Raw genomic sequence first — 24,035 nt, 5'->3', positions numbered from 1 at the left:
TAGTAAACTAGCGCCGTTTGATAGATAACTCAGTTTGGATTGCTCATTTTGCACACTCTTTCACAGCTTCAATCTGGTGAACTCACCGGAATTACTCGCCTTAAACTCGCACAAAACTTAACTCACTTTCCAATGGAGATTCTCTCTCTTGCTGATAGCTTGGAGATCCTCGATCTCACCGATAACCAGTTAAGTACCCTTCCAGATGAGCTTGTCGAATTAAAAAAGCTGAAGATTGTTTTTGCATCCAATAACCAGTTTGAAATACTGCCAGAAGTATTGGGTCGATGTGAGAATCTCGAGATGATTGGCTTTAAAGCCAATAAAATTAAACATGTTGCAGAAGAGGCTCTACCACCAAAACTGCGCTGGTTGATCCTCACCGATAACGAGCTTGAAAGCCTGCCTGACTCTTTGGGGCATAGGCCAAGATTACAAAAACTAGCGCTTGCGGGTAACCGCTTAACGCAGTTACCTCAATCGATGAGCCAGTTGCATAACCTGGAGCTATTGCGAATCTCTGCCAATCAGCTAGACGTGTTTCCAGACCAACTTTTAGAGTTGCCAAAACTGGCATGGTTTGCCTTTGCAGGTAATCCATTCTGCCACTGCGATCTTCACTCACAAACGGTTCCAGAGATTTCATCCACCAGCTATGAACTACAAGAAGTTTTGGGACAAGGGGCTTCTGGGGTTATCTCTAAGGCGAGTTGGACAGAGCAACAACATCGTTTCCCTGATGAAGTGGCTGTGAAAGTGTTTAAAGGTGAGATCACCAGTGATGGTTACCCTAAAGATGAACTACAAACCTGCCTGAAACTTGGCGACCATCCAAATCTTGTTAAGTCTCTTGCACAGGTGAACGAGCCTGACCGCTTAGCGCTGATTATGGAACTGATCCCGAGCCACTACAAAAACCTTGGCTTGCCGCCATGTTTAGATAGCTGCACTCGCGATACTTTCGCGCCAGGATTTACACTTTCGATTGAGCAGATCGATAAAATTGTCTGCGAAATGACTGATGTGTTTGAGCACCTGCATCATCACCAGGTTTGTCATGGTGACTTGTATGCTCACAATACGTTGTTTGATGAGCAGGCGAATATCATATTTGGAGATTTTGGCGCTGCAAGCATGTACCACATGCTAAGTGAATATCAGCAAGAGAAAATCAAACAAATTGAGCACCGCGCGCTGGTTCATTTTATTGATGATATGTTGAATGTTTGCTCGTTTGAAGATAGAGGCAGTGAGTTATACCAATCATTAAAGGAACGTATCGCCTAACGCTAGTTTTGAGGCAGTGCATCACTAACAGCCTGCCTCACCTTCCTATTGGGTAGCCCGACTTCTTCTATACTCATTATTCAGCTAACAGATAATGTCTAAGGAGAGTCTCATGAAACAGCTGACTATTCTTCTCGCACTCTTTTTCGTAAGCACAGCGCAAGCTAGCAATGGCCTCATCAAACTCAAAAGCCAATACGATGTCGAAACCACAGTCGAACGTTTAGAAAATACACTGGTTGAAAAAGGGATGATGCTCCTCACTCGTATCAACCACGCTCAAGCTGCGAAAGATGTCAGTATCAAACTTCATCCGACGCAACTTCTCATCTTCGGTAATCCCGCGGTTGGGTCCAAATTGATGCAGTGCTCGCAGACATCAGGCATCGATCTTCCTCTCAAGGCATTGATCACAGAAGATGAACAGGGGCAGGTATGGTTTACCTACAATGACCCAAGCTACATTGCCACACGCCATCAAGCTGAAGGGTGCGATAAATTAGTAGAAAACATGGGCAAAGCGATGGCTGGGTTTGCCAGAGCGGCAACCCAGCGCTAGACGAGAAGATAGAACTTAGCGAAGTTTATCGCAACGAATGAAGATAAAGTTTGGGTTCGCCTTTAGGTGGTGGTAAATGTCTTCTGAGATTGCTTTTGCTCTCTCATCCACTTCCCCCTCACTGATCTTAGAAATAGCCAAACCCGAGGCTGAAATCGCCTCGGTGATTTCCGTTAAAGAACGGCGGAAGAAACGCACGGTCACAGGTTCACCTACCGTATTCCACTCTTCCTCAATCAGCTCTCGGTCAAAATAGTTTTTTGTCACTGAGCACTCAAAATCAGCGAACGGATGATGGGTAGAAAAGACCATATAACCCTCAGGCTTTAATACTCGATACACCTCTTGGAAAACAGGCTTGAGGTCTTCGATATAGTGAAGAACCAGCGGGCATACAATAACGTCTGCACTATTGTCTGCCTCGTTCGGCAAACCCAACGAGAGGTCTTGCACATACGCGTTAACCTGATCGCCCATTTTTGCTTTCACTAACTCAACCATATCCGTTGACGCATCGATGCACGTCACACTCTCTACCCCTTGTGTTAGAAACCACTCAGTGTAGATACCAGAGCCACAGCCCATATCAATCACACGCTTTCCCGACAAATTGTCCAGCATTGCCATGGTGCTAGGTCGCTCAAGCAGAGCGTTGTAGATGTTTTCTTTCACTACTTCCCCATACTTGGAGGCGTGCTTGGTGTACATATCTGACATGAGAAGCTCCTTAAAAATAATATGAATAATAACCTTACGGTTTATGTGATAAATGTGGCGGAATTTGGTCAATAATCGCGCTATAACGGAAAAGACATCAAAAGTGCAAGGAAACGCATATGCCCCCAATTAATACGCTCATGTACGACACTCTGAAAAACCTGTCAGACAATGAACACCATAATCATGCTCAAATCCGACAAACTCTCTATGACCAACTGGAGCTGACCCGAGAACAACAGTTGGTGCTTTACTCACGAGTTTTAGGTCCAGCCAGCGCTGGACGCTATGAGAGTAGCCAGGCCCTGGATGATGCAGTAAACACTGCCATCCAACTGTTGGAAAAATAACTTGTAGAGTCAGAGTCAAACCTCCCTTGTCTCTGACCTCTGCGACACTAAGCTTTCTTTACAAACTTCGCAGTAATCATCATGTCACCCGCACCATCGACTTTACAATCAAGTTGATGATCTTTGCCCTCTACGATGCGCTTAATCACCGCTTTAGTGCCAATTTTTAACACCAAAGAGCTACCTTTCACCTTTAGGTCTTTTGCAAGAGTCACTTTGTCGCCTTCTACAAGTGCGGTGCCATTGGCATCCTTCATCATAAGCGATTCATCCACCTCTGATGGATTCCATTCATGGCCACACTCCGGACACACTAGGTTCGCTTGATCTTGATACACATACTCAGACTGACAATTTGGACAAGGAGGCAAAGACATAATCAACTACTGCTTTATGAGAAAAAAGGGTGACTATGGTAATAGTTAAAAGCGTGTTGTGCGAGGGGTAGAATCGGTTTCTTAGAAAAAGATAAGAATCAGGGAGACGAGAAACAAAAATACATAGAGAGTTTCCCCTCTATGTATCAACAAGTACTATCTCGAAAAGTATCGAGTAAAAAGCATTACACGTAGTAAGCTTCAACCGTACCTTTAAGTGTGATCAGCATTGGCTGACCCCAGCGGTCTTTCGCCTTTGGTGAAGGGATCTTAACCCAACCTTCACTGATGCAGTACTCTTCTACATCGTTACGCTCTTTGCCGTTTAGGCGAATACCGATTTGGTGCTGGAAGCACTCTTCGATAAAGAACGGGCTGCGAGGGTTGCCTGCAAGACGATCGGGTAAATCTGGCTTTGCGTTATTGTCGCTCATTTTCATGACCTACATTTAGTAAATAGTGAGGCATTGTAGTCAATACCTGTTGTGGGCTCAAGCTTGTCGAGCGTTCCACTCTGAACGCAATACACCATATTTCACAGAATCGTAGTACACCCCTTTGTGAAAGCGTACTTTTCTCAATCTTGCTTCTAAAGTTAATCCCACTTTCTCTGCTAAAGCCATCATACGAGGATTACCTGACCACGTTGTCATACCGACTCTTTCTATATCATGACGCGCGAATAATGCAGATATCCACAAAGGCACAGCCTGAGCAGCTATTCCTTTGCCCCAACATTTTTCATCATAAAGAACGACACCAGCCTCCAGCAATCGAGTAGCTTCACACTCCCAATAACTGTTTACCGTTCCAACGGGCCTATCATCTATCGTAATAAGCTGCATATCTTGCCCGAGCAACATACGTTCAAAGCTTGTCGCTGCAAATTCTTCGATTGTAGGCGACATGTAAGGAAAGTAGGGACCATTAAACTCAGACCACAGCTCGTTAGAAGTCACTAACTGATAAAGACAATCAAGCTCTCCCGATCTGGCACAGCGAATCGCAATAGTTGGCTGGTGTACTGCGCTCATCAAACAAGCTCGCTTTGGACGTTGGTATCCCAAACCATGATCGTTGTCTCAACGTTATGATGTTGCGCAGTGTGCAAAAGCTCAAAGCCGAGTTTTTTGTAAAACGCAATGTTGAAACTCTCACATTGCAGGTAGAGCTTCTTCACGCCCATGCCACAAGCCATCTCCTTAGCCCTGTGTATCAATGCCCCCGCAATACCTTGTCTGCGATAGGCACTATGTGTGTACACGCCACCGATCCAGTGCTCATAATCTGGGTAGTTTTTATTTTCCCTGATTTTGAGCTCCAAAACACCAGCGAGGTGATCCTCTACATGGGCGATAATAGCCAATGGTATCTTATTGCGGTTACTGGCTTTTTCGGTCACTTTCTCAATCACCGTATCCAAAGTGATATGAGGCGCGGTGTGCGCCCACTCATCAAAATACCATTGAGCAATAGTGGTGACCGCCTCAGGATGATCAGTAAGCAGCGATATCTTCATTCGTCGTCCTTTTCCTTTTTGGCAAGTTACTTCACCAATTTAGAGACATAAGGCACATTTCTTAGCCTGTCTTGCCATGGCAACCCATAGCCGACTAACAAGTCATCATTTTCCATTTCAATCGCAAAGTACTGCGGTACCGGAATATCGACTCTTCCCGGTTTAACAAACAGAGTGGCGATAGAAAGAGACTTAACCTCATAGTTGGCTTGCAAATGATCGATCAAACGCTTCATGGTGCCACCAGATTCAATCGCATCATCAATAACAATCACATCTTTGCCGGATAGCGGAATATTGTGATGGAATACAATCTCTGATTGATTATTGCTGTCCCCTGGAGTGTGGGGGCACGAGATGTAGTCCATCTTAATATCAAAGTTCAGCTTACGAACGAGATCCGCTGTAAATAGAATGCCGCCAGGCACCACCGTTATGATGACGGCATCGCTAAACTCAGCATTGAGTTTAGCGGCAACCGCTGCGACTCCTTGCTGAATCTGCTCTTCACTTAAAACCAACTCACCCACATGAGATAAATCCATACACTACCCCTTTAATAAATGCGATTAACCCTAGCTAAGCCAAACCTTGCGTGGAAAGAGATCCACCTATAGCGATTGTAAATCTAATTGCCAATAGCCTACGGTTCTCTTTTCGCCAAATTTATAACCAATACCAACAAATTCGCCGACTTTGCTGAAACCCAGTCGTTCATGCAGCCTAACACTGGCGTGATTAGGTAACGCAATTGAGCCAATTGCGTTCTCATAACGATTAGCCTTCAATCTCTCTAAAAGCTGTCGATATAATTGAGTACCCAGACCTTTCCCCGCTTTCTGATGCGACAAATAGACTGACACTTCAACCGTGTATCGATATGCAGAGCGAGGCTTCCAAGTATTCGCGTAGGCATAGCCAATCACCTCATCATCATGCAGTGCCACAATCCAAGGATAGTTCTGCCGCTGGACGTGCTCTATTCTTGCTGACATCTCTTGTGAAGAGACCGATTCTTCTTCAAATGAGATAAACGTCGACTGAATGTAGTGGTTATATATGTGCGCTATTTGCTTTGCATCTGTTGCGATGACATCTCGAATTTCCAAGTATCCTCCTTGATACATCTTGTGGCTTAGCCTTCCTCGGCCACCCTATCCCATCAATAGTGTCACATCAACACAGCTTGGGGTTTGATATGAAACAGCCCGTTAAGAAAGCTCTACTCGATAAATCGGATTGATAGGTTTATCAACAAAATATGACCACACATGCTTGTAAACAGCATGTTGGCTCGGATAGGGCGTGAGTGCCAGCGCCTCTTCAAGCGTGCACCAACGATACTCCGTATGTTCATGATTTAACTTAATCACCTGCGCTGGCGGGCATTGGACAACAAAGACAGGAATGAGTTGAATCACATTAACATGCGGTTCATAGAACTGTTCCAGAAATTGAGCGTTGAAAAGGTGAGAGACTTGAATCTGAGTCTCTTCGTAGAACTCGCGTTGTATTGCATCAACACCAGTCTCACTGCCTTCTATCGACCCTGCGACATGACACCAAAAGTCGCCTTTGACACGTTTCATCAGCAGCATCTTGGTTTCACCATCTATTTGAGAAAGCGCAACGCCAGACACGATAGAGGTATTCACTGGGATCATCTCGAACTCCATGTATGAGAAATATAGGGGCGACGATTAACGGGACTATTGTTTACCGCTCGCGGGAACAGCAAAGCGCCGAGCATCCGTCTCAAACGCTTATCAAGTGTTTGCTTACAAGGTACTTACGTAAAAGTTACTTGCAAAAAGTATCGATGTAGAGCGCTTCCACCTTGTCACGCGCCCATTGAGTACGGCGCAAAAATTTCAGTGAAGACTTGATGGATGGATTGTTGTAGAAACAGTTGATTTGAATCTCCGCATCTAACCCTTCCCAACCGTAGTGCTCTTGCAAACGCACCAGCATCTTTTCCAAAGTAATACCGTGAAGTGGGTTATGAGGTTGCTCTTGGATCATTTTGTTGGCTCCCGCAATGCCAATACTAAACCGCGAAGTTTAGCAGAATCTGAGCACGACTTGTGATGTTTTACGCTTTGAGTATCGCTTCAACGACTAAAGTTTATTAGGGTGTTCTGCAAACTGAGCAGTTCAATCTACGAGCTCTGCCACTCGGATGATTTCCTCAGCAGCATTGCTTCGAATCACTACATAATCAGCATAAGAACACACCGAATGTTGGTCGCACAGTAGTAGTGTTGAGATACCAAGATCGCTTGCCCCCTCTATATCCGTGGCGATATTGTTCCCCACCATTAATGTCGTGGCTGGCGAAGAGCCAATACTATTCAAAGCAAGTTGATAAGCCTTGGGGCTCGGTTTGCGATAACCAATTTCGGATGTCCAGATGACTCGGTCGAAATAACGAGAAAGACCACGAGCATCAAGGTCTTGCTGAAAAACCTCCGTTGCCCCCGTAATATTCGCCAGCAACACCATTTTGATGCCACGCGATTTAAGCGACTCCAAAACCGGGATAGTGTAGTCATAGAGCTCACCCTCTGAGGCAAACTGCGCTAGATGTTTGCGCCCAATGTCCTCGTCAAAGGGTAAACCATAAGTAAGAAAGGCGGTTCGCCATATCGCTTCCCAATCGAGTACAGAGACTCGTTCAGGTGGATAGAGCTGCTCTATATACTCTTCAATAAGAGTACCGATTTCAAAGGCGAACTTGGAAGGGTGAACCTTTCCCAAAGTTCGCGCTATGCTGCCCATCTTGCACAGCGTATTGCCATAATCAAAAATCACAGTGTCGTACATTCCCTTGTCCTCCACTTCGGTCATCTTCTTAGGAATAAAGCCAAAACGCCAAACCCTAACTCTGCAGCCAGATACGCAAACATCAATACGCTCGCCTGACCATCAACTAAAATACCGACCGTTCGTCCCACAGCCATCAAAAGTAAACTCGCGGCAACAATAACTAAGGCAAAATCGATATCCTCCCTGAGTTTCATTAGCAGCAATAGTATAACGCCTATTGATAGCTGAGCCCCGCCATACGTTGCCCTAAAGTCTATCAACGAGACGGAAGTCGCTGGGCTTGAACCTGTAACCCAATGGGCCATCTCTACCGGATAAGCGATAAACACGGCACCGTAAATGAGAAAGAAAATCGCCGTTCCATACACCAGTAACTTTGACATACCACCTCCTGCTTTTGTTTTCAGACTCTAACTTGCCCTTGGCGCGAACATAATGATAGCCATACCCAACATCGCCACGGAAACCCCGAGAAAGTCCCACCATGTGGGGCGAATGCCATCCACCAACCACAACCAAAGTATCGCCACAAAGATGTACACACCGCCATAAGCGGCATACACACGACCAGCCGCAGTGGGATGCAAAGACAATAGCCAAGCAAACAACCCGAGAAAGAAGGCCGCAGGTACCAGCAGCCAAATCGACTTATCTTCTTTTAGCCAAAGATAAGGCAAATAACACCCGAGTATCTCAGCGATAGCGGTGATGAAAAACAGCCCGATGGTTTTAAGTTCCAACGATCACACCCTCTTTGTTTAACTCCGGTGAATAAGACTCGAAAGGACTAAGGTCAATCTCTTCAATCGCACAGACTGCACGAATCGTCGAATTGGCACATAAGCGCTTCAAATAGAAAGCTAGATGCTCAAAAGCCAAAGGCGACGTCTCAATGGGTAACGACCATTCTGCCAGCATAAAGAGGAAGTAATCGCATGCAGATAGTTGATCGCCAAGCAGATATTGGTTGTATGCGAGCTGGTCATTGATAATTGATAATGCGTCGGCAATACGATCATCTTGCGCGGCGACAATATTTGGAATTGTTGCTTGGTCATTCGTATGGCGATGGGGGTAATACCGCACCATCAACTCAGCCTGGAGCGTGTTATTAAGAAATGTTAGCCATTGGTAGAATAAAGCGCGTTTTGGATCACCGATGTGAGGCATTAGGCCTGAATCAGGGAATAACTCGCAGATATGCATACAAATCGCCGGGCTTTCAAAAATCGGCTGCTGATCAACGACCAGCGTCGGTATTCGACCTGCGGGATTGAGCTTAAGATAATCAGGCGATTTCTGAACATTTGACTTTTTATCAACCAACAGCAACTCATAGTCAGCATTTACATGATGCAACAAAAAATGGGGGGCTAAACTCGCGTTGTTGGGATAGTAGTATAACTTGAACAAAAGTGGCTCCTTGCTGGCCAATTGTGAATGGTTAGAGTATTACTCATGGTGGCGGCGTAGCTTGTATTCCAGCGCTGTTTTGACGGCTAGCCATTCACTATTAATAATCGAAAACACAACGGTATCTCGGTAGCCACCATCGGGTAACTTTTGATGATTTCGTAAGATACCGTCCTGCTTAGCGCCTAAACGGGCAATCGCAGCCCTCGAAGCTTGGTTATGCCAACTGGTTCTAAACTCAACCGCAATCGCCCCTAAAGCTTCAAACGCATGAGTCAGTAGCAGCGTCTTGCACTGGGTATTACAAGCGGTGCGTTGATAACGCTTACTATACCAAGTGTACCCTATCTCAACGCGCTGGTTTGTTGGGTCAGCATTGCAAAAACGGGTCGTTCCAATCACTTGCTCTGTTTCTTTATCAATCACAACAAAAGGTAAAGCCAAGCCCTTAGCCTGCTGCTCAAGTGCTGAAGCTATATAAGCACGCACATTGTGCTCGGAAGGCACAGACGTAAACCACAAGTTCCATAGCTCTCCATCGGATGCTGCTATTACAAGCTCTTTAGCATGCGACTCACGCAAGGGCACCAGTCGAACGTTCGTCGACTCTAAAATCACCTCTTTAAACCACATTTCACTTCCCTCACTGACCACAGTCCTCTCTCCCTCTCTCAACATTCTATCTCTGGCAGCTTCACACCCAACAAATTACGTTCTCTAATCAATGCATACCACTCTTTAAAGACACTGCCCCATAATGGCAAAAGGGCAAAACATCGCAATACCCCACGCAATAGAGCGCAGTGTGCCCGCATTCACCAAATACAGTATGTGGTAAACGATTCTGAAGCCGATGTGTATCAGTGCTAACCACTGAACACTGTCACTGGTTGTCCCGGTCGCGATTGCGAGCAAAATCGCGGTAGAGAAAACAATCAGTGATTCAAATGCATTTTGATGAGCGGCTAGGGCTCTAGCGCCAAACCCATCAAGCTTTGCTTGCTGCTCTCTGGGGTGATTATTATCGTAGCCACCCAGTTTGTGCATGGCGGCGGCCACAGGGATTTTAGCTAAGTAGGGCAAAAGTGCTGCCACAATTAGTGAGAAGATGAGTATCGTCAATGGATGGGCCCTCTATTTGTAATGAATTGAACGGATTTCAATGGCGAGCACGAGTGTCAAAGCAGAGCATTAAAAGTGCTTCTCATAGCATTGCTCTACCTGTGGCTGCCCCCAGAGTTCGCGCTCTTCTTCAAAGGCTAACTGAAAGCCGTTCCTCAAATACAGTGCTTTTGAGACTGCTAGCCCTGCCACCGTCCACAGTATGACTTTAGAGTACCCCTGCTCAATACTAAAGCTAAGTGCGTGATCAATGAGTGTTTTACCCAATCCCTGACCTCGAGCCTGAGGCGCGACAGAAAACCAGCGAAGTTGAGCAACCGATGCCGACTGTTCACAAATACAGATACTGCCCATTAACTCACCGTCGAGCTTGGCTAACCAGATCCTTTCACGCGGATTTTTCCGAATCGCAAACTGAGCCAAAGGCTCTGCTACGTATGCTTCAAATGTGAAGTCATAGCCATACTCGGCGGCGTATAACAGCCCATGTTGTTTGACGATTTGTCCTAAATCTCCGGGCTCTAATGTGTTGCTTATAATCATTACAGTTCCTTTGTATTGATTGTCTTTTTGTCATAATGCCACGCTAAACAGCACCTCACTACCTTTTTAAACCAGCACCAGCACTGGCATACATAGCGTGTGTTTGACCCGTTAAGCAGGCCCAATATTGATCCCCATATGAGAAATGCCACCATTCACGCGAATAGTTCACAAAGCCCGCCGCTTCCATCACGGAGTTCAACAGTGCCCGATTGTTTTTAGCCCTCTCAGGTAGACCAACGACTTCAGTCTGACAAAGGCTTTCATCCACGCGAGACCAATCTTTAATCTCCATACCAAAATCAATCACCTGACCAAGCTCGTCAATAATTTCGACATCAACCGCACCACCAGTACTGTGAGGCGGATACAAATCGACGCCATCATAGGTTTTTATTGGCGCCACCAGTCGAGCAGCGATGGCATAAACCTCTCGTTCCGACAGGTTGGGGTTATCAACAAACACGCGCTTAAGCTGTTCTTGAAACAAGGTATGTTGAAATTGGGGAGAACGGTAGCCTTCGTACAAGCGTATTTTTAAACCCAAGGGCAGCAGCGTTTGAGCTCGTTGCAGCCTAGCCAAAACCTCTTTACGCACCCAATGGTAATGTTCTCTCGTCTCTACACTTTCTGGAGGCGGGCCAAGCTCAATGATCCCTCGAACAGACACCAGCTCTTCGCCCATATCCGTGACGGGAATATCCGTCACTTTGGGGGAGGATATATCGATATGATTCAACGTTATTCCTTTAACCGTTTATTGAAAAAAGAGATTATTGAGAAAAAGGTTAAGTGGTCGCCACGCGCATTTTGCCTTCGATGACGGTAACCGCAGAACCTATCAGCTTAGTACGACCATTAGGTAAGCTTTCGGTAGCCACATAACCACCACGCGCCGAGGCTTGATAGCCTTTAAGCTGTAACTTACCCAGTTTCTCAGACCAATATACGGTTAAAGCACAATACGCTGAGCCAGTGACTGGATCTTCATTAACCCCGACCCAAGGTGCAAAGTACCTTGAAACAAAATCGAGCTCTCTGCTCTCTGCGCGTGCCGTCACCAACACACCCCGCCCCGCCATTTGTTTCAATGCATCAAAATTTGGAGTCAGATTCAACACAGTCTCTTCGCTTTCAACTTCAATAAACTCCTTTGAGTCGAAGCGACCAAACGAAACCACCTTGTCTGCGTCTATCCCCAACTGTTCCAATAGGTCAAGAGATGGAGAAAGACCAAAATCAATAATCGGTGATGGGAAATCCAGTTCGATAGCCGCTTCGTTAACCCGAGCGGTTAGGGTGCCAGATAAGGTTTCGAATTGAACCTCCTCACCAGCCTTTACCTGCCCTCTCTGTTTTAAAATATGCGCAGCCGCCAGCGTACCATGACCACACAACTTAACCTCAGCCTCAGGCGTGAACCACCTCAACCTCATATCAGATAAAGACAAAAATGCGGTTTCAGACACCGCCATTTCTTGCGCAATCGAGCGCATCAGGTGCTCACTCAAGCCATCATGGGTAATGCAAATACCCGCAGGATTGCCTTTGAAGGCTTCACTTGTAAATGAATCCACCTGGTAGATATCTAAATCCATTACGTTCTCCTAATAATTGCAGGGTCGTGATGTGTTGAGTCAACAGCAACGCCCTATTGATTAAGTCATTGTGCCGCAGACAGGAAAGCTGAATCAAATGCAAAATCCCACTTGTCACTTCTTCATCTCAAACGCATTGTTCTCTTCGTTCAGCGTAGCCCTATTGATACCCCTAAATTCTGTAGGTGGTCCCTTATGACTTTGACCGCTACACTGTTGAAGACATAAACAACAAGGAAAGCAAAAATGATTCAAAAAGGACAAAGTATCCCCACCGCTACGCTTAGCGAGCTGACCCCTGAAGGCATGGTAAACCACAATACAGATGCGCTTTTTGCTAACAAAAAAGTAGTACTGTTTGCCGTCCCTGGCGCGTTTACGCCAACCTGCTCTGAGGCGCATTTGCCGGGCTACGTAGTGTTAGCTGACGAAATTAAAGCAACGGGTGTCGATCTCATTGCCTGTGTTTCCGTTAACGATGCCTTTGTTATGCAAGCTTGGGGCGAAGCACAGAACACGTCAGAAATTATGATGTTGGGTGATGGTGATGCTGGCTTTACCAAGGCGTTGGGTCTTGAGATGGACACAGCAGCCTTCGGCGGAGTGCGGTCACAGCGATACGCGATGGTCATTGAAAACGGTGTTGTGACACTACTTAATGTCGAAGAGCCTAAGCAGTTTGAAGCAAGTAAGGCCGAGACCATTCTGGCTGCTCTCAAATAAACTCTGTGAGCCATAGAGGTTCAGAATGGTTTAATCTGAACCTCTATCGTTTGTATAACGTTGAGTGAATCATAATTAACGCAATATCAGGCGCTTGTTCCCACTATCAAGAAATAGGCAATGACGAGCATCGTTGTACCCACAAACACCTCCAACACTTTCCAAGACTTGGACTTTGAAAATATAGGGGCCAGCAACCGTGCTCCGAAACCAAGAGAAAAGAAAAACACAAACGACGCTGTTATGGCTCCCAAAGCAAACACCAGTTGGTTGGGTGAATATTGAGTTGAAATCGAACCCAACAACACCACAGTATCCAAATACACATGAGGGTTTAGCCAGGTAAACGCGAGAGAGATCAGTACCGCGCTCATGGCAGATTTAGGTGCATCTTTGCTGACTTCAAGCGCGTGGTCAGTGGTAAAGGCCGTCTTGAAACTCAAAACCGCATAGACACATAAGAACAAAGCCCCGCCATATCGAGCAAACATTTCTATCTGAGGATACGTTGTGACGATGGCGCCAAAGCCAGCGACGCCTAAGCTGATGAGAATGGCATCGGAAACCGCACACACCAAGCAAATGAGAAACACATTGTCTTTCTTTAAACCCTGCTTGAGCACAAATGCATTCTGCGAGCCGATAGCCAGAATCAAAGACAGGCCCAAAGAAAAACCTGCTAAATACGTGGTCATTAATGACTTTCCTTATCTTTATAACCCTATCGTTATATTTAACAATCTGTTACGTGACAATCCATCTGCAACACTTGTCAGTAGTGAATTGCACAATGTCGCCCTAAAGCCAAACACTGCTTGGTTTGCTTGCTCATACCTGAGAGAATTGCGGGGCAACTTAAACTAGGCAACATATTATGAAACTTTTAGTACGCAATCTAGCGCGAACCACAACAGAACAAGAACTGCGAGTGCTATTCTCAGCGCTCGGCAAGGTGACTCAATGCGATTTGGTTCTAGACCAAGAGACAGGTCAATCAAAGGGCTTCGCTTTCCTTGAAATGCCTGACGAAGATGAAGCTAAGGCAGCATTGAACAGCTTGAACCTGACTAAGGTCGCTAAGAGCACAATTCGAGTTAAATTCACTCAAAGCTAAATCATCTAAAAGGGAGTCATCGTATCTCGGCTCCCTTTTCCATTCTCACTTGTATCAACCCCTTCCCTAAACCATAGTTTACTAATCACAACATTCATTTGAAGCGAGGACGCCACGCGTTATGAAAGACTGTAACCAGTGCGGAAAATGCTGCATCAAGTATGGTGATGGCGACTTAGCGGCCACACAAGAAGAAATCGACCTATGGGAATTGTTTAACCCAGAGATTTTCGAGTATGTGAAAGATGGCAAAATTTGGTTCGATCCCGAGACAAGAGAGCCACTAAACCGCTGCCCGTTTTTAGAATTAGCCCCAAAAGTCAACGCAGAAGAAAAGGATAAATACACATGCAGTATTTATCCAGATCGACCCGAAGACTGTCGCCACTACCCGAGCCTAATCAATGAAATGGTGAGAGATGAGTGTGAAATGATCGAAGTTGTTGACCTTGAAAATCCCAAGAAGGCTCAAAAGCAACTCGATCAACTCATGAGTTCAAGTCGCCCACCGACTGATTTCTAGAAGTTAGATGTTCTGAGCCTTTTACTTAGGTCTAGGCATAGTGACATCTCGAGCGCCGAGAGGTAAGGATGCATAACCTTCATATCCAGGATAGCTAGGGTATCCCGGATAACCGGGGTAACCAGGATACCCCGGATATCCACGACGAGGTTTGTCACTGAAATGATACAAGCGATTGCCATTGGTGATCGTGCCTAAGTAATCTCCATCCGTTGTCACCACATCATCATCTTCCCAAGGTAACCAAGCAACCCAATCACCGTCTGAGTTGTAGACATTTTTGCCAATTCTAAAACCTAACCAATCACCAGAAGAGTCAAATAGATGCTGCATTGTGGATGTATAACCTCTTAAAAATTATGGAATAATACATCACTGCATTATGCAACTAGATTGAAGTAAGTTCTGAGAGTTGGCTTGAAGTTCGTGAAAGTTGTAACGCCGCGTTAAGTGGTGAACAACGCCATCCACCAAACCTAAACCATTGTACCTTAAACACTTAAGCTAACTTGAACTGAAATCGCCAAGCGTTGTGAATCCGTCTTAAACGCTTTGTTAGGGCTATATCTTGATGATTATTGGTACATCTTCCCAAGCAAGGCTGCCTCTTTGCATTGTATGACTCATATTATGATATATCGCTTTCTTGGTTTTGGCGTCGATACCTTCCCACAATTCTGGATTAACACATATATCTTCGGATTCGCAAAATACAACCTTATTCAAGAAATGCTCTAAGTCATACTCAATGTACTTAATAATTTCTCCCATAAATAAGCTATTTTTCTTCAGCCAACAGAGCACAACATGTGTTTCATTTTCAAATGGCACTAAGTTAAAAGAAAATGAAGGAATATAGTCAGGATACTGTTCCAAAAATTCAAGGTAAAGATCAAGGTGCATATTAACCATAGAACAACATGATACGCCGACATTTTTTTCCAAAACTATCTGAAAGTACTCGACTTCTTCAAAGTTTTTACTTTTTATAACTTCATCAATTTCACCAAGTTGAACCAACACTGAATTGTTGTAGTTTTTTTCATGCCAGTTGCACATTTGATATAAACCAAACACCTGTTCATGATTTAAGCTATCTTTTACTTCGTTATATACAAACTTAGTCCTCTCTAGCTCTCTTTCCTTTCTGTATGATTCATAGCTCATTGAACGGTAATAAAAAGATGCCGCTTGTTCATTAGATATTTCACCTAATTTTTGTCTTTCGATTTCTTTAAAAAGTTTCGTATCGTGATGGTTACATAGACCAGGATAGGTAGACGCTTTGGAAATTGGAGTTTCAACAAATTTAAAGTTCATCTCACCACTATGCATATCAAAGCTTTTTACCATACTATCTCGTAAGGCATAGACCTTTTTACTTCCACAGCATATATGTTTTAGCTGTCCGTTTCGTTGTTGTGAGTGAGACAGGATGGCCTTCTCGTCACAATTGGAAACCATACACCGAGAGTCTTTTTTACTAGTTTTCTTCAATTTTTTTTCAAACTTGTCAAAAGCTCGCTTAACAAGCTTAAATTGTTCGCTCATTTCAATACCTAAATATATATCCTAGCCGGATAGCAATAGTAGCTAAGTCAATGATTTTATGTAAGTACTATTCGAGACTGTATGCACATAGCCCTAACGCCTTGTTAAGGTGTGAGGCACGCAATACCAAAGCTTCCGTATAGCACCTTAACCACTAAACCTAACGCATAGTAAAAATGCCACGCGTGCCGAATCACTCTTGAACAATTTGTTAGGCAAATTCTACAGATATGCACTGACTACTGACATACAGTGCTGAACAGTGCTTTCTTTTTCACCGACTGGCGCGACATAGTGAATTGCAGATTCAGCATCCACCCTACTCGACAACTTACTAATAACCCACGCTGCTAAGTACTTTGATGACAAACAACCACCTGCTGTTGCAAGATTGCCATCAGCATAAAATGGCAGCTCTAAAACAGTCACTCCTGATTCGACAACCCAAGGTCTCGTTGTTAAATCGGTACAAGCTGGTATTTGATGTAGTAAACCAAGCACAGACATGAGCAAAGTACCTGAACATTGCCCACCAATTAACTGAGTTTCAGGGTTTAGCTTTAACCTTGAAAGTATATCTCTGTCTTGAGCAATATCGCGCGTTAGTACACCGCTACCAAACAATACAACGTTGGCTTGATTCGCAAACTCTAGAGGCTGTTGAGATTGAATTGTAACTCCGTTCATTGAAGTGATGTACTTAGATGGACTCGTTATTTGCACATTCCAACCAGCGTCTTTCATTAGGTTCAAAATTCCCGCTGCTATGAATGAATCAAGTTCATTAAATCCGTCAAATGTTAGTACCGCGATATCCATATCTGCTCCTATTTGCCTAACGCCCTGTTAAGGGGTGAACACCAAAAGAAAAAAGCCAATAAAAAACAAATGCTTAAGATGGAAAGCTAGCGCAATACAAATTCCCATGTAGCATATATGTAGCTCAAATACACATTAGATCTGTAATATCAGTATTTGGCCATAGATGGCAACAACATGCTTTTGAACAGGAACGTCATAGGTGTGCAGATCTAAACCATTTCGTTCAGATTAAAAATGGGCGATAACACTATACCACCCAGCTTTAAATTTGTGCCCGAAACACTGATGCCGATTTGAATGAAAGTGGCCTAGCGTTAGGAGTCCCTGTTAAGCAATTTGTTATGTGCCTGCTGATGCAATGTATATGCATTTAGTTAGACTTTATATAGCGCCTCTTCTTTGGAACTAGCTTGTACATTAGTAACGTATTTATAACCACATTTGAGTAAGTCATTGATTTCGTCTGGGCTAAAAAAATCATCAGTATCAACTACATGATAGCGTTCATTCTTGATATAGATAGCAAAACGCCCTTTATTAACCTGTTCACCTCCGTAAGGATCATGAGTTTGGCGTTTTTTTTCGTCAAGTATGGCTTTAGAGGCTAGGTCTTCAGCTTCTTGTTTAAGCTTCATTTCATCTGAAATAGAAATTGCTCTCAATTTAATATAAATGCTCTCCACTTTGTCTTTGTCGCCCTCAGAAAGAGCCATGGCTTTAGCCCAAAGCCCTGGCCTTTTCTCGTCCCTACTTAGTTCATCAGCAACAATTTCATAAACACTTTCCTCAATCATTCTACTTTTTTCTGAGTGATTTCTTGTGAAGAATCGCTTAAACATGTAATTACTAGCCTTTTGTGAATAGTTGGCGCATTACCAGTAAGGTTATCAATGAGAGCCAGAAACTTCTAGTTGATTTAAAACGAGCATGATTTCGTCATCTTGGCGGCACATAACGCCTTGCTAACGGGCGATAACGCTGTACCACCCAACTTTAAATTTGTGTTCTAAACACTAAAGCTGATTAGAATGAAATCAGCCAAGCGTTAGGAGTCCCTGTTAAGCGATTTGTTATGTGTAAGCTATTGGACGTCAACTTATAAAGATACTGACTACCCAATCAGGCAATCCAAATAAGAACGACCAACCACCTAAGACAGCTGCAATTGGTGTCGTAATTGGGAATAGGGCCAATGCAAACATTGCGAAACCACCAAACTTTATTGCCACCCATAGCCAATAAACCCAGCCTAATGGTAACAACAGCCATAGGCTCATAACGGCCCAACTAAAGAGAGTTGAAATCAATTTTCCCATAAATCAGCTACCTATCCTTGTTACAAAATACAAGCATATACAATTTTGGATTGTCTTATTATGCACTGTGTCACTTTTGACAAATCACATAACGCTAGGTTAAGTGGTGAACAACGCGAACACCAAACCTAAACCATTGTGCCGTAAACACTAAACCTGACTCAAACCAAAAATGCCAAGCGTTTTGAATCCGTCATAAACGCCTTGTTAAGTTCACTTTCTTGAGGATATGCCGCCAAGGTACCTCTCAAGGCAACCATTAATCTTCACCAGCTGAGAAAGTAAGTCATTGTTTGTTTCAACTCTTGGGTTAATCCAATCATAGAACTCCATTACTTCATCAGTTGTATTGCCAACAATAGAAGTAAGCTTGCTATAACCAGTCTTCAGGTCTAGAGGTTGATTAGTATCTTTGTCAAATACATGAGCTGCATACTTGCTACGAAATTCATATACTCTTTTCTCTTCAATTTCAGCTTTAAACTTCCAAGTACTTTTTACGATATCTTCGGTACAACAGAGTTTTAGCTCATCAGCATAACCTTTCAGCGCTTCACACAACTTCGATAGAGAAACTATTGTCCACATGTGACACATACGAACCTGACCTAAATGATACTTATTCTTAAGCGGTTCGTAATCTGAACTAGAAATGCACTCTCGGTAATATTTAGATGAGGTACCAAGATCAATGATTAGATCTGATAGAACCCAACTAAAGTTCTCAATTCGTTCTCTTTGTTCCATATAATCTCCGTGAACATAACGCCTTGCTAACGGACGATAACGCAATACCGCCCAACTTAAAATTTGTGGCCTAAGCACTGAAACAGATTTGAATGAAAGTGGCCAAGCCTTAGTAGTCCCTGTTAAGCAATTTGTTATGTTTTTGAAGCTTACTTTTCTAAATCAATCTTTGCATGGACGATAAATTCTTTGAGTGCTTTATCTGTGATGCTCCAATTATGGTCCAAATGCTCTTCGTAGAAATCGAAGTCGGGGCAGTTATGATAATTCGATAAATAGCATTCAACGGCCAATATAGCATTTGAGTTGAGAAGCAAACCACCAATATCTATCGCACGACTAAGCTCAGCTCGACCTTTAACTTGTGCTTTAGACAGTTCTTCTTTCTGTTCTTCTGACATTCTAGTTTGCGTCAAAGAAGAACTATAGTGTTCGTCATAGTACTTTTTGATCTGATGAAATGCATCTATCACATTTTCATAGGCTTGCAGTTTTCTTTCCCATACTTTCTCGGCTCTAAAACGATTTAAGGAAAGCTTCACAGTAACAACTGCACTTATGCTTGCTATTGTAATACCAACAAGGATCTGTTGAATAAACTCCATAACCTACTTTCTCCGATTGAAATATAATGCTGCGCTAAGTGGTGAACAACGCGATCACTGAACCTAAATTATTGTGCTGTAAGCATTTAATCTGAATCAAACTAAAATTGCCAAGCGTTGTGAATCCGTCTTAAACACTTTGGTAGAAACCGTTACACACCAAACTTACAGCCAGAATATCTTGCAAGGTCATAGTCATAAGTTTCTGGTATGTAATGGTTTCCGATATCTCGCGTTCCGCCAACTTCAAAATCCACAGTTAGCAAGCTTGATGTACCTTCAATTCGTTCGATAAGTCCATCGGATAATCTGTGACTAATAGTGCCAAGTTCTTTATTTTGAGTTGAAACAGCACCATCAGGCATAACTATGTCATACTTTATGTGTAACGGGCGAGTGACCGTTTGCGTTTCACTTTTATGATCTCCACCTAGAGGCACATGTACACGAAAATATTTATGGACCGCATCCTTTTCCTTAATAGAGATAGGGGTGAAGCATTCTTGCAAGTGGTAACCATATGAGGAATACTCGCTAGTTGGTAGCGAAATACCACCATCAATGACTGTTTCGATAAAGTCACCTGAGTTATTAAAAAGCACCCCTAAGATTAATTGATCTCTGTGTACATCAATCGAAGTAACTACAATTGTCATTTCATGATTCTTACCAATAGTTTGGCTGTAAAGAGTATAGCAAGCAATCGCTAATCCAGCCCAACCCACGATATTCTGTGTAGCCTTCCAAACGGTCTTTAGTATTTTACCAGCCAAAATATAGCTCCTGTATTAGTTATCAAAGTTGAAGAGGTTTCTAAAACTTTATATACGGCAATAAGCCGCCCTTTCCACTATCATCCTGCCGCCTATCACTTCTACCAATTTGTAACGTATCACCAACAAACCACAGTAAATCAGAGCATTAGCTAATGACTCATTATTACACTTGTCAATTTGCACGGCAAATTGCCGTCTATCATCCATATAACGGCATAGACTGACCATTATGACTTTACAATCTGCCTTTATGCACAAAAATCGCCGATTTTATGTTTCAGCATGATCTGATCCAAGCTCCCTTGAAAAAGAGCATGAGCTCCATAAGCACAGCACGTGGGCCCCTGACTTGCTATGGGTTACACATAGTTGAAAAAGTGGGGTAAATCACTTCACTGTAATTTTTGAGGTTGGGTGCCGCCGACACACGAAGAGGACAAGACATGTTAAGAAAACAGTCATTAAAAAGACTCTAACTCCCCTTCTGATTCCAAGTCAACAACTTGTACCTTTCTGAAAGACAAGTACTTGGTAAAAGCAGTTGATATGATGACCTTGTGGTTCGGTGATATTCCTACATGCCCTACGATAATTACATCAGCGCCATCCAACTCCTCAATATTTTTAACTTTGAAGTTACGGAGAACTTCTTCCTTTAAGTTTGATGAGAGACTAACACTTGGCTCTGTTCTGTAATCGCCATAGTTAAGCCAAAGTGTACCTTTCTTGTCTATATTTAGATTATTAATTGGCCCCCAAAATATATATTCCTTTCCTACATGTTCTTCACTAGCTGTCTGAATGGGAACCAAACAATTGTTCAGGGTGTCGTTAATGACTTCTCGACCACCATCAGCCACGATTTTAATTGTTTGGCCTTTATCACCATAATGCGGATTCCGGCATAAATTGGTAAGCAACGCTCGCAATGACTTATTTAAAGGGTAACCTGCCCCCCCTCCAATGCCAATATTTGGAATTGAACTGAGTCTTGATGAAGGCTCATCGCCATGCTTGTCATTGTCCTTGGATACGTACAGCTGTTTGGCTCCCGCTTTATCGAGATCAACTCGAATATTGTGCGAAAGTTCGCCTTCGTCATTTTCATCTTCGCTTCCATCGGATTTAACTAATACGGTTGAGGCATTGCACCCCTCCAAATGTCGTGCAGCAAAACAAGCCATTCGATCAATTTTGTCCGTCTTATAACTTTTCACGAACCAAGTTTTTACACCACATTCGGTACAGTCTATGAGTCCACGGTATTTTTCGGGGTTGGCTTGATATTGCTCTGTAGTGCAATCACTACCATCTACGCGATAAGTACACACTATCATAAGCAACTCCTCTTCTATAATGTTTCATTAAATCAGCAAGCCATTCGATATTCAAGTAGTTGCAATGGTGAGCGAGCGTGTCATATCGTTTTCTATCACAGTACCTGGTAGTAAGTATTGTTTTAAGGCTGAGGCGAAGTTTTCAAATTCAAATTGATAGAAAGCTACCCCTACTGCTCCACTTACTGGTAGGGGTAGTAGGGGTAGCTTTGTCACTTAATGGATCTAGAAATTAGGTTCAATGGACGGGAAGCAATACTGGCTGCAACCATTCGACATTTTTTTATCAAGCCGCCCTTCTGTCGAATGTTGGTTCAAGGCTTTGCCAACCACATTCACTTTTGACGCGTCGATGCGCAATACTTCGCAAATTTGCTTCGTCGATAGCCACTGCTTGGCTTTGTCTCTGCAAGTATTCATGTGGTCATCAATAACGTTGTACCAGTTGCCTTTGTCCACAAATTTGGTTGACTCTTTTGCAACCTGAGCTTGTAGCTCACTCGATAACACCCAAGGATGTTTTGAGACAAAAAACAGATGCTTAATTTCAAGCCAGAACTGACGGAGTTTTTCAGGCTCAACCAATTTGAGTTCGCCAGTCTGGCAATATTCCCAACCCAACAGCTCATTCAACTTTTCCATGTCTGTTTCATCAATCAGCTCGATGACGGCATAACGGGAATTCCCCGTTTCATCTTTCAGGAAATCCGTACCATTCACCGTTGCGATTAAGTTAGATTGTCGAGCCTTCTTAATGTCACTTTTCGCATAAGGGGGTCGAACGGTATCACAAGAGCGGGTAATAAACGCTTTCAATGCGCCCTGACAGTTCTTTGTCGAGCGCTCCAACTCTCCAAGCTCAATTATCCAAGAGCGTATCACAGAGAGCACGCTGTCTTTGTTGTCTGGGTTCAGCTCTGCGCCTTCTAAGAACGCATTCGGGACAACACTGGCCAAGCGTTCGACGAACGCTGTTTTCTTATATGACTGCTTCCCTTGCAAGACCGGAACTAGCTTTGATTTGAAGTTGGGGACATATAAGCAGGCCACACACCCAACAAGCCAATGCTTAAGCACCTGACTTGTCAAAGATTGATTTTTAGTCGCTAGACACGAGAGCGCGCTATCAACTCGACCGGCTCCATCCCACTCCCCGCTCAACCATTCTTTCACAGGATGGTAAGCATTTGCCTGCGCCACAGCATTAAGATGGTCATCAATGGCTGACTTAGGCAACCCATGAATAGATGCCAATGAAATGAGCTTACTTCTCGCAAGTTCACTGTCATTTGAGCAACGATCACCTTCAAACAATACTGGCTCCAGTGTCATTTGGCTCTGTTTGATGCAATACCCTGCAATGTCCAACAACACAGCAAGATTATCAGCGGTGTTCAACACCACTGGCTTACCTGAGTCTGTATGATTAACATGGGGAAAATTAACCTGACGTCCTTGACTACGCATTCATCCCCCCTACACACACTAGATGATTGAGTTTTGAATGGTTGTCTAACCATTGGTCTAAGTCTTCTTTCAAGTAGCGCACCGCTCGACCTATTTTGATGAAAGGTGGAGCGACGGTACGATTTTTACGTTGCCCCTCCATACGTGACTGCCGAAGGAACGAACGGCTCATACCAATATAGGCTGCTGTCTCTTGTTCTGTATATGCGCGTTTTTCAATGTTTGTTGAGTTCATTCTATTGTGTTTCCTTGTTTATGAATGTACTTCAATCAAATCGAAAACTTGCGCCCACCACAAAAAGTTTAACCTAATAGGCTTAACTCAATTTTGCAGCGCGGCCAACTTCACAAAACACCCTTAAATTGAGTGATATTTGAACAGAAAAGTAGTCTTTCACACTATTACCCCAGAAAAAGAAATGAAAAACAGTGAAATAACCAACTCGACTATGTTGCCGGCTATAGCCAGTGGAAGCCTTGTAAAATAAGACATCAACAATAAAAATCAGGGCAAAATTTAAGCCGTAACGAAGCAAGAGTGCAGCTTAGGTAAGCATTTAAATAAAAACAGCTTAAGCCAATTGAAAATAAGGATTATTGCGATAGTAACTGCTTACATAATATTCCATTGAACAAAATTGGTACAAATTGTGGCTAAAACGGGCACATTTTCAGGTGAAATGACTGCACAAAATCGACTGGTATCCGTTAGGCTTTAAACCGCATTCCATAAGGCTTCAAGC

At 43.6% G+C, this 24,035-nt stretch carries 35 protein-coding genes; 6 read left to right on the top strand and 29 right to left on the bottom strand.

The window, feature by feature from the left end:
* Positions 1–48 precede the first annotated feature (48 nt).
* Positions 49–1,287, top strand: coding sequence for a leucine-rich repeat-containing protein kinase family protein (locus tag GT360_RS21435; RefSeq protein WP_164651025.1), 1,239 nt, complete (start codon positions 49–51; stop codon positions 1,285–1,287).
* 112 nt (positions 1,288–1,399) lie between these two features.
* Entirely contained in the window at positions 1,400–1,846 is a 447-nt protein-coding gene (locus GT360_RS21430) for a DUF302 domain-containing protein (protein ID WP_164651023.1), read from the top strand.
* A gap of 15 nt (positions 1,847–1,861) precedes the next feature.
* On the opposite strand, the gene GT360_RS21425 is transcribed toward GT360_RS21430, so the two are convergent.
* Positions 1,862–2,563 carry a class I SAM-dependent methyltransferase gene (locus GT360_RS21425; protein WP_164651021.1) on the bottom strand — a complete coding sequence of 234 codons (702 nt, stop codon included), beginning with the start codon at positions 2,561–2,563 and terminating at the stop codon, positions 1,862–1,864.
* 119 nt (positions 2,564–2,682) lie between these two features.
* Between GT360_RS21425 and GT360_RS21420 the strand changes: the two genes are divergently transcribed.
* Entirely contained in the window at positions 2,683–2,913 is a 231-nt protein-coding gene (locus GT360_RS21420) for a PAS factor family protein (protein ID WP_420825458.1), read from the top strand.
* Between the two features lie 47 nt (positions 2,914–2,960).
* Here GT360_RS21420 and GT360_RS21415 read toward each other — a convergent pair whose 3' ends face one another.
* The 17 genes from GT360_RS21415 to GT360_RS21335 all read right to left on the bottom strand — a co-directional run bounded on the left by GT360_RS21415 (position 2,961) and on the right by GT360_RS21335 (position 12,311).
* Positions 2,961–3,290: a zinc ribbon domain-containing protein YjdM gene (locus GT360_RS21415; protein ID WP_164651019.1), complete on the bottom strand. Its 330-nt coding sequence runs from the start codon at positions 3,288–3,290 to the stop codon at positions 2,961–2,963.
* 185 nt (positions 3,291–3,475) lie between these two features.
* Positions 3,476–3,724: a DUF3297 family protein gene (locus GT360_RS21410; RefSeq protein ID WP_164651017.1), complete on the bottom strand. Its 249-nt coding sequence runs from the start codon at positions 3,722–3,724 to the stop codon at positions 3,476–3,478.
* A 57-nt stretch (positions 3,725–3,781) separates the two neighbouring features.
* Complete coding sequence (locus tag GT360_RS21405; protein WP_164651016.1) at positions 3,782–4,324, bottom strand: GNAT family N-acetyltransferase; 543 nt, start codon at positions 4,322–4,324, stop codon at positions 3,782–3,784.
* On the bottom strand, positions 4,324–4,809 hold the full coding sequence (locus tag GT360_RS21400; protein WP_164651014.1) for a GNAT family N-acetyltransferase: 486 nt from the start codon (positions 4,807–4,809) through the stop codon (positions 4,324–4,326). The genes GT360_RS21405 and GT360_RS21400 overlap by 1 nt, the downstream gene beginning before the upstream one ends.
* A gap of 26 nt (positions 4,810–4,835) precedes the next feature.
* Entirely contained in the window at positions 4,836–5,354 is a 519-nt protein-coding gene (locus tag GT360_RS21395) for a phosphoribosyltransferase (RefSeq protein WP_164651012.1), read from the bottom strand.
* A 66-nt stretch (positions 5,355–5,420) separates the two neighbouring features.
* Complete coding sequence (locus GT360_RS21390) at positions 5,421–5,918, bottom strand: GNAT family N-acetyltransferase (protein WP_204274588.1); 498 nt, start codon at positions 5,916–5,918, stop codon at positions 5,421–5,423.
* 102 nt (positions 5,919–6,020) lie between these two features.
* Complete coding sequence (locus GT360_RS21385; protein ID WP_164651010.1) at positions 6,021–6,473, bottom strand: NUDIX hydrolase; 453 nt, start codon at positions 6,471–6,473, stop codon at positions 6,021–6,023.
* Positions 6,474–6,609: 136 nt separating this feature from the next.
* Complete coding sequence (locus GT360_RS21380; RefSeq protein ID WP_164651009.1) at positions 6,610–6,831, bottom strand: VF530 family protein; 222 nt, start codon at positions 6,829–6,831, stop codon at positions 6,610–6,612.
* A gap of 132 nt (positions 6,832–6,963) precedes the next feature.
* Positions 6,964–7,632 carry an HAD family hydrolase gene (locus GT360_RS21375; protein WP_164651007.1) on the bottom strand — a complete coding sequence of 223 codons (669 nt, stop codon included), beginning with the start codon at positions 7,630–7,632 and terminating at the stop codon, positions 6,964–6,966.
* Between the two features lie 20 nt (positions 7,633–7,652).
* Positions 7,653–8,018: a DUF4345 family protein gene (locus tag GT360_RS21370; RefSeq protein ID WP_164651005.1), complete on the bottom strand. Its 366-nt coding sequence runs from the start codon at positions 8,016–8,018 to the stop codon at positions 7,653–7,655.
* 27 nt (positions 8,019–8,045) lie between these two features.
* Entirely contained in the window at positions 8,046–8,375 is a 330-nt protein-coding gene (locus tag GT360_RS21365; protein WP_164651003.1) for a YnfA family protein, read from the bottom strand.
* Positions 8,365–9,048, bottom strand: coding sequence for a glutathione S-transferase family protein (locus GT360_RS21360; protein WP_164651001.1), 684 nt, complete (start codon positions 9,046–9,048; stop codon positions 8,365–8,367). Before GT360_RS21360 ends, GT360_RS21365 begins: the two co-directional genes overlap by 11 nt.
* 39 nt (positions 9,049–9,087) lie before the next feature.
* Complete coding sequence (locus tag GT360_RS21355) at positions 9,088–9,681, bottom strand: GNAT family N-acetyltransferase (RefSeq protein ID WP_164651000.1); 594 nt, start codon at positions 9,679–9,681, stop codon at positions 9,088–9,090.
* 105 nt (positions 9,682–9,786) lie between these two features.
* The gene (locus GT360_RS21350) at positions 9,787–10,170 is read right to left on the bottom strand and encodes an MAPEG family protein (RefSeq protein WP_164650998.1); all 384 of its coding nucleotides are present in this window, start codon (positions 10,168–10,170) and stop codon (positions 9,787–9,789) included.
* Between the two features lie 69 nt (positions 10,171–10,239).
* The gene (locus GT360_RS21345; protein ID WP_164650997.1) at positions 10,240–10,713 is read right to left on the bottom strand and encodes a GNAT family N-acetyltransferase; all 474 of its coding nucleotides are present in this window, start codon (positions 10,711–10,713) and stop codon (positions 10,240–10,242) included.
* Between the two features lie 58 nt (positions 10,714–10,771).
* Positions 10,772–11,452: a M15 family metallopeptidase gene (locus GT360_RS21340; RefSeq protein WP_164650995.1), complete on the bottom strand. Its 681-nt coding sequence runs from the start codon at positions 11,450–11,452 to the stop codon at positions 10,772–10,774.
* A gap of 49 nt (positions 11,453–11,501) precedes the next feature.
* A complete protein-coding gene (locus tag GT360_RS21335) occupies positions 11,502–12,311 on the bottom strand; it encodes a PhzF family phenazine biosynthesis protein (RefSeq protein WP_164650993.1) in 810 nt (269 codons plus the stop codon).
* Positions 12,312–12,557: 246 nt separating this feature from the next.
* On the opposite strand from GT360_RS21335, the gene GT360_RS21330 reads away from it, so the two are divergent.
* The gene (locus GT360_RS21330; RefSeq protein ID WP_164650991.1) at positions 12,558–13,034 is read left to right on the top strand and encodes a peroxiredoxin; all 477 of its coding nucleotides are present in this window, start codon (positions 12,558–12,560) and stop codon (positions 13,032–13,034) included.
* A gap of 86 nt (positions 13,035–13,120) precedes the next feature.
* Here GT360_RS21330 and GT360_RS21325 read toward each other — a convergent pair whose 3' ends face one another.
* Positions 13,121–13,729, bottom strand: coding sequence for a LysE/ArgO family amino acid transporter (locus GT360_RS21325; RefSeq protein ID WP_164650989.1), 609 nt, complete (start codon positions 13,727–13,729; stop codon positions 13,121–13,123).
* A gap of 179 nt (positions 13,730–13,908) precedes the next feature.
* Between GT360_RS21325 and GT360_RS21320 the strand changes: the two genes are divergently transcribed.
* Together GT360_RS21320 and GT360_RS21315 are read left to right on the top strand one after the other, a co-directional pair.
* Positions 13,909–14,148 carry an RNA recognition motif domain-containing protein gene (locus GT360_RS21320; protein WP_164650987.1) on the top strand — a complete coding sequence of 80 codons (240 nt, stop codon included), beginning with the start codon at positions 13,909–13,911 and terminating at the stop codon, positions 14,146–14,148.
* A 121-nt stretch (positions 14,149–14,269) separates the two neighbouring features.
* Entirely contained in the window at positions 14,270–14,671 is a 402-nt protein-coding gene (locus tag GT360_RS21315) for a YkgJ family cysteine cluster protein (RefSeq protein WP_164650986.1), read from the top strand.
* 21 nt (positions 14,672–14,692) lie between these two features.
* Here GT360_RS21315 and GT360_RS21310 read toward each other — a convergent pair whose 3' ends face one another.
* The 10 genes from GT360_RS21310 to GT360_RS21260 all read right to left on the bottom strand — a co-directional run bounded on the left by GT360_RS21310 (position 14,693) and on the right by GT360_RS21260 (position 23,527).
* Positions 14,693–15,004, bottom strand: coding sequence for a 4-fold beta flower protein (locus GT360_RS21310; protein WP_164650984.1), 312 nt, complete (start codon positions 15,002–15,004; stop codon positions 14,693–14,695).
* Between the two features lie 228 nt (positions 15,005–15,232).
* A complete protein-coding gene (locus tag GT360_RS21305; protein ID WP_164650963.1) occupies positions 15,233–16,222 on the bottom strand; it encodes a hypothetical protein in 990 nt (329 codons plus the stop codon).
* Positions 16,223–16,444: 222 nt separating this feature from the next.
* The gene (locus tag GT360_RS21295) at positions 16,445–17,041 is read right to left on the bottom strand and encodes a DJ-1/PfpI family protein (RefSeq protein WP_164650982.1); all 597 of its coding nucleotides are present in this window, start codon (positions 17,039–17,041) and stop codon (positions 16,445–16,447) included.
* Positions 17,042–17,418: 377 nt separating this feature from the next.
* Positions 17,419–17,883 carry a hypothetical protein gene (locus GT360_RS21290; protein ID WP_164650980.1) on the bottom strand — a complete coding sequence of 155 codons (465 nt, stop codon included), beginning with the start codon at positions 17,881–17,883 and terminating at the stop codon, positions 17,419–17,421.
* A 690-nt stretch (positions 17,884–18,573) separates the two neighbouring features.
* The gene (locus tag GT360_RS21285; protein WP_164650978.1) at positions 18,574–19,107 is read right to left on the bottom strand and encodes a hypothetical protein; all 534 of its coding nucleotides are present in this window, start codon (positions 19,105–19,107) and stop codon (positions 18,574–18,576) included.
* Between the two features lie 149 nt (positions 19,108–19,256).
* Positions 19,257–19,712: a hypothetical protein gene (locus GT360_RS21280; RefSeq protein ID WP_164650976.1), complete on the bottom strand. Its 456-nt coding sequence runs from the start codon at positions 19,710–19,712 to the stop codon at positions 19,257–19,259.
* A gap of 152 nt (positions 19,713–19,864) precedes the next feature.
* Entirely contained in the window at positions 19,865–20,485 is a 621-nt protein-coding gene (locus tag GT360_RS21275; protein WP_164650974.1) for a hypothetical protein, read from the bottom strand.
* Between the two features lie 464 nt (positions 20,486–20,949).
* A complete protein-coding gene (locus GT360_RS21270; RefSeq protein ID WP_164650972.1) occupies positions 20,950–21,825 on the bottom strand; it encodes a hypothetical protein in 876 nt (291 codons plus the stop codon).
* Between the two features lie 225 nt (positions 21,826–22,050).
* On the bottom strand, positions 22,051–23,292 hold the full coding sequence (locus GT360_RS21265) for a VapE domain-containing protein (RefSeq protein WP_164650970.1): 1,242 nt from the start codon (positions 23,290–23,292) through the stop codon (positions 22,051–22,053).
* Positions 23,285–23,527: a helix-turn-helix transcriptional regulator gene (locus tag GT360_RS21260; RefSeq protein ID WP_164650969.1), complete on the bottom strand. Its 243-nt coding sequence runs from the start codon at positions 23,525–23,527 to the stop codon at positions 23,285–23,287. The genes GT360_RS21265 and GT360_RS21260 overlap by 8 nt, the downstream gene beginning before the upstream one ends.
* Between the last annotated feature and the right edge of the window lie 508 nt (positions 23,528–24,035).

The organism is Vibrio astriarenae, from assembly GCF_010587385.1.
Lineage (GTDB): Bacteria > Pseudomonadota > Gammaproteobacteria > Enterobacterales > Vibrionaceae > Vibrio > Vibrio astriarenae.
This window is presented reverse-complemented; position numbering and strand designations above follow the sequence as displayed.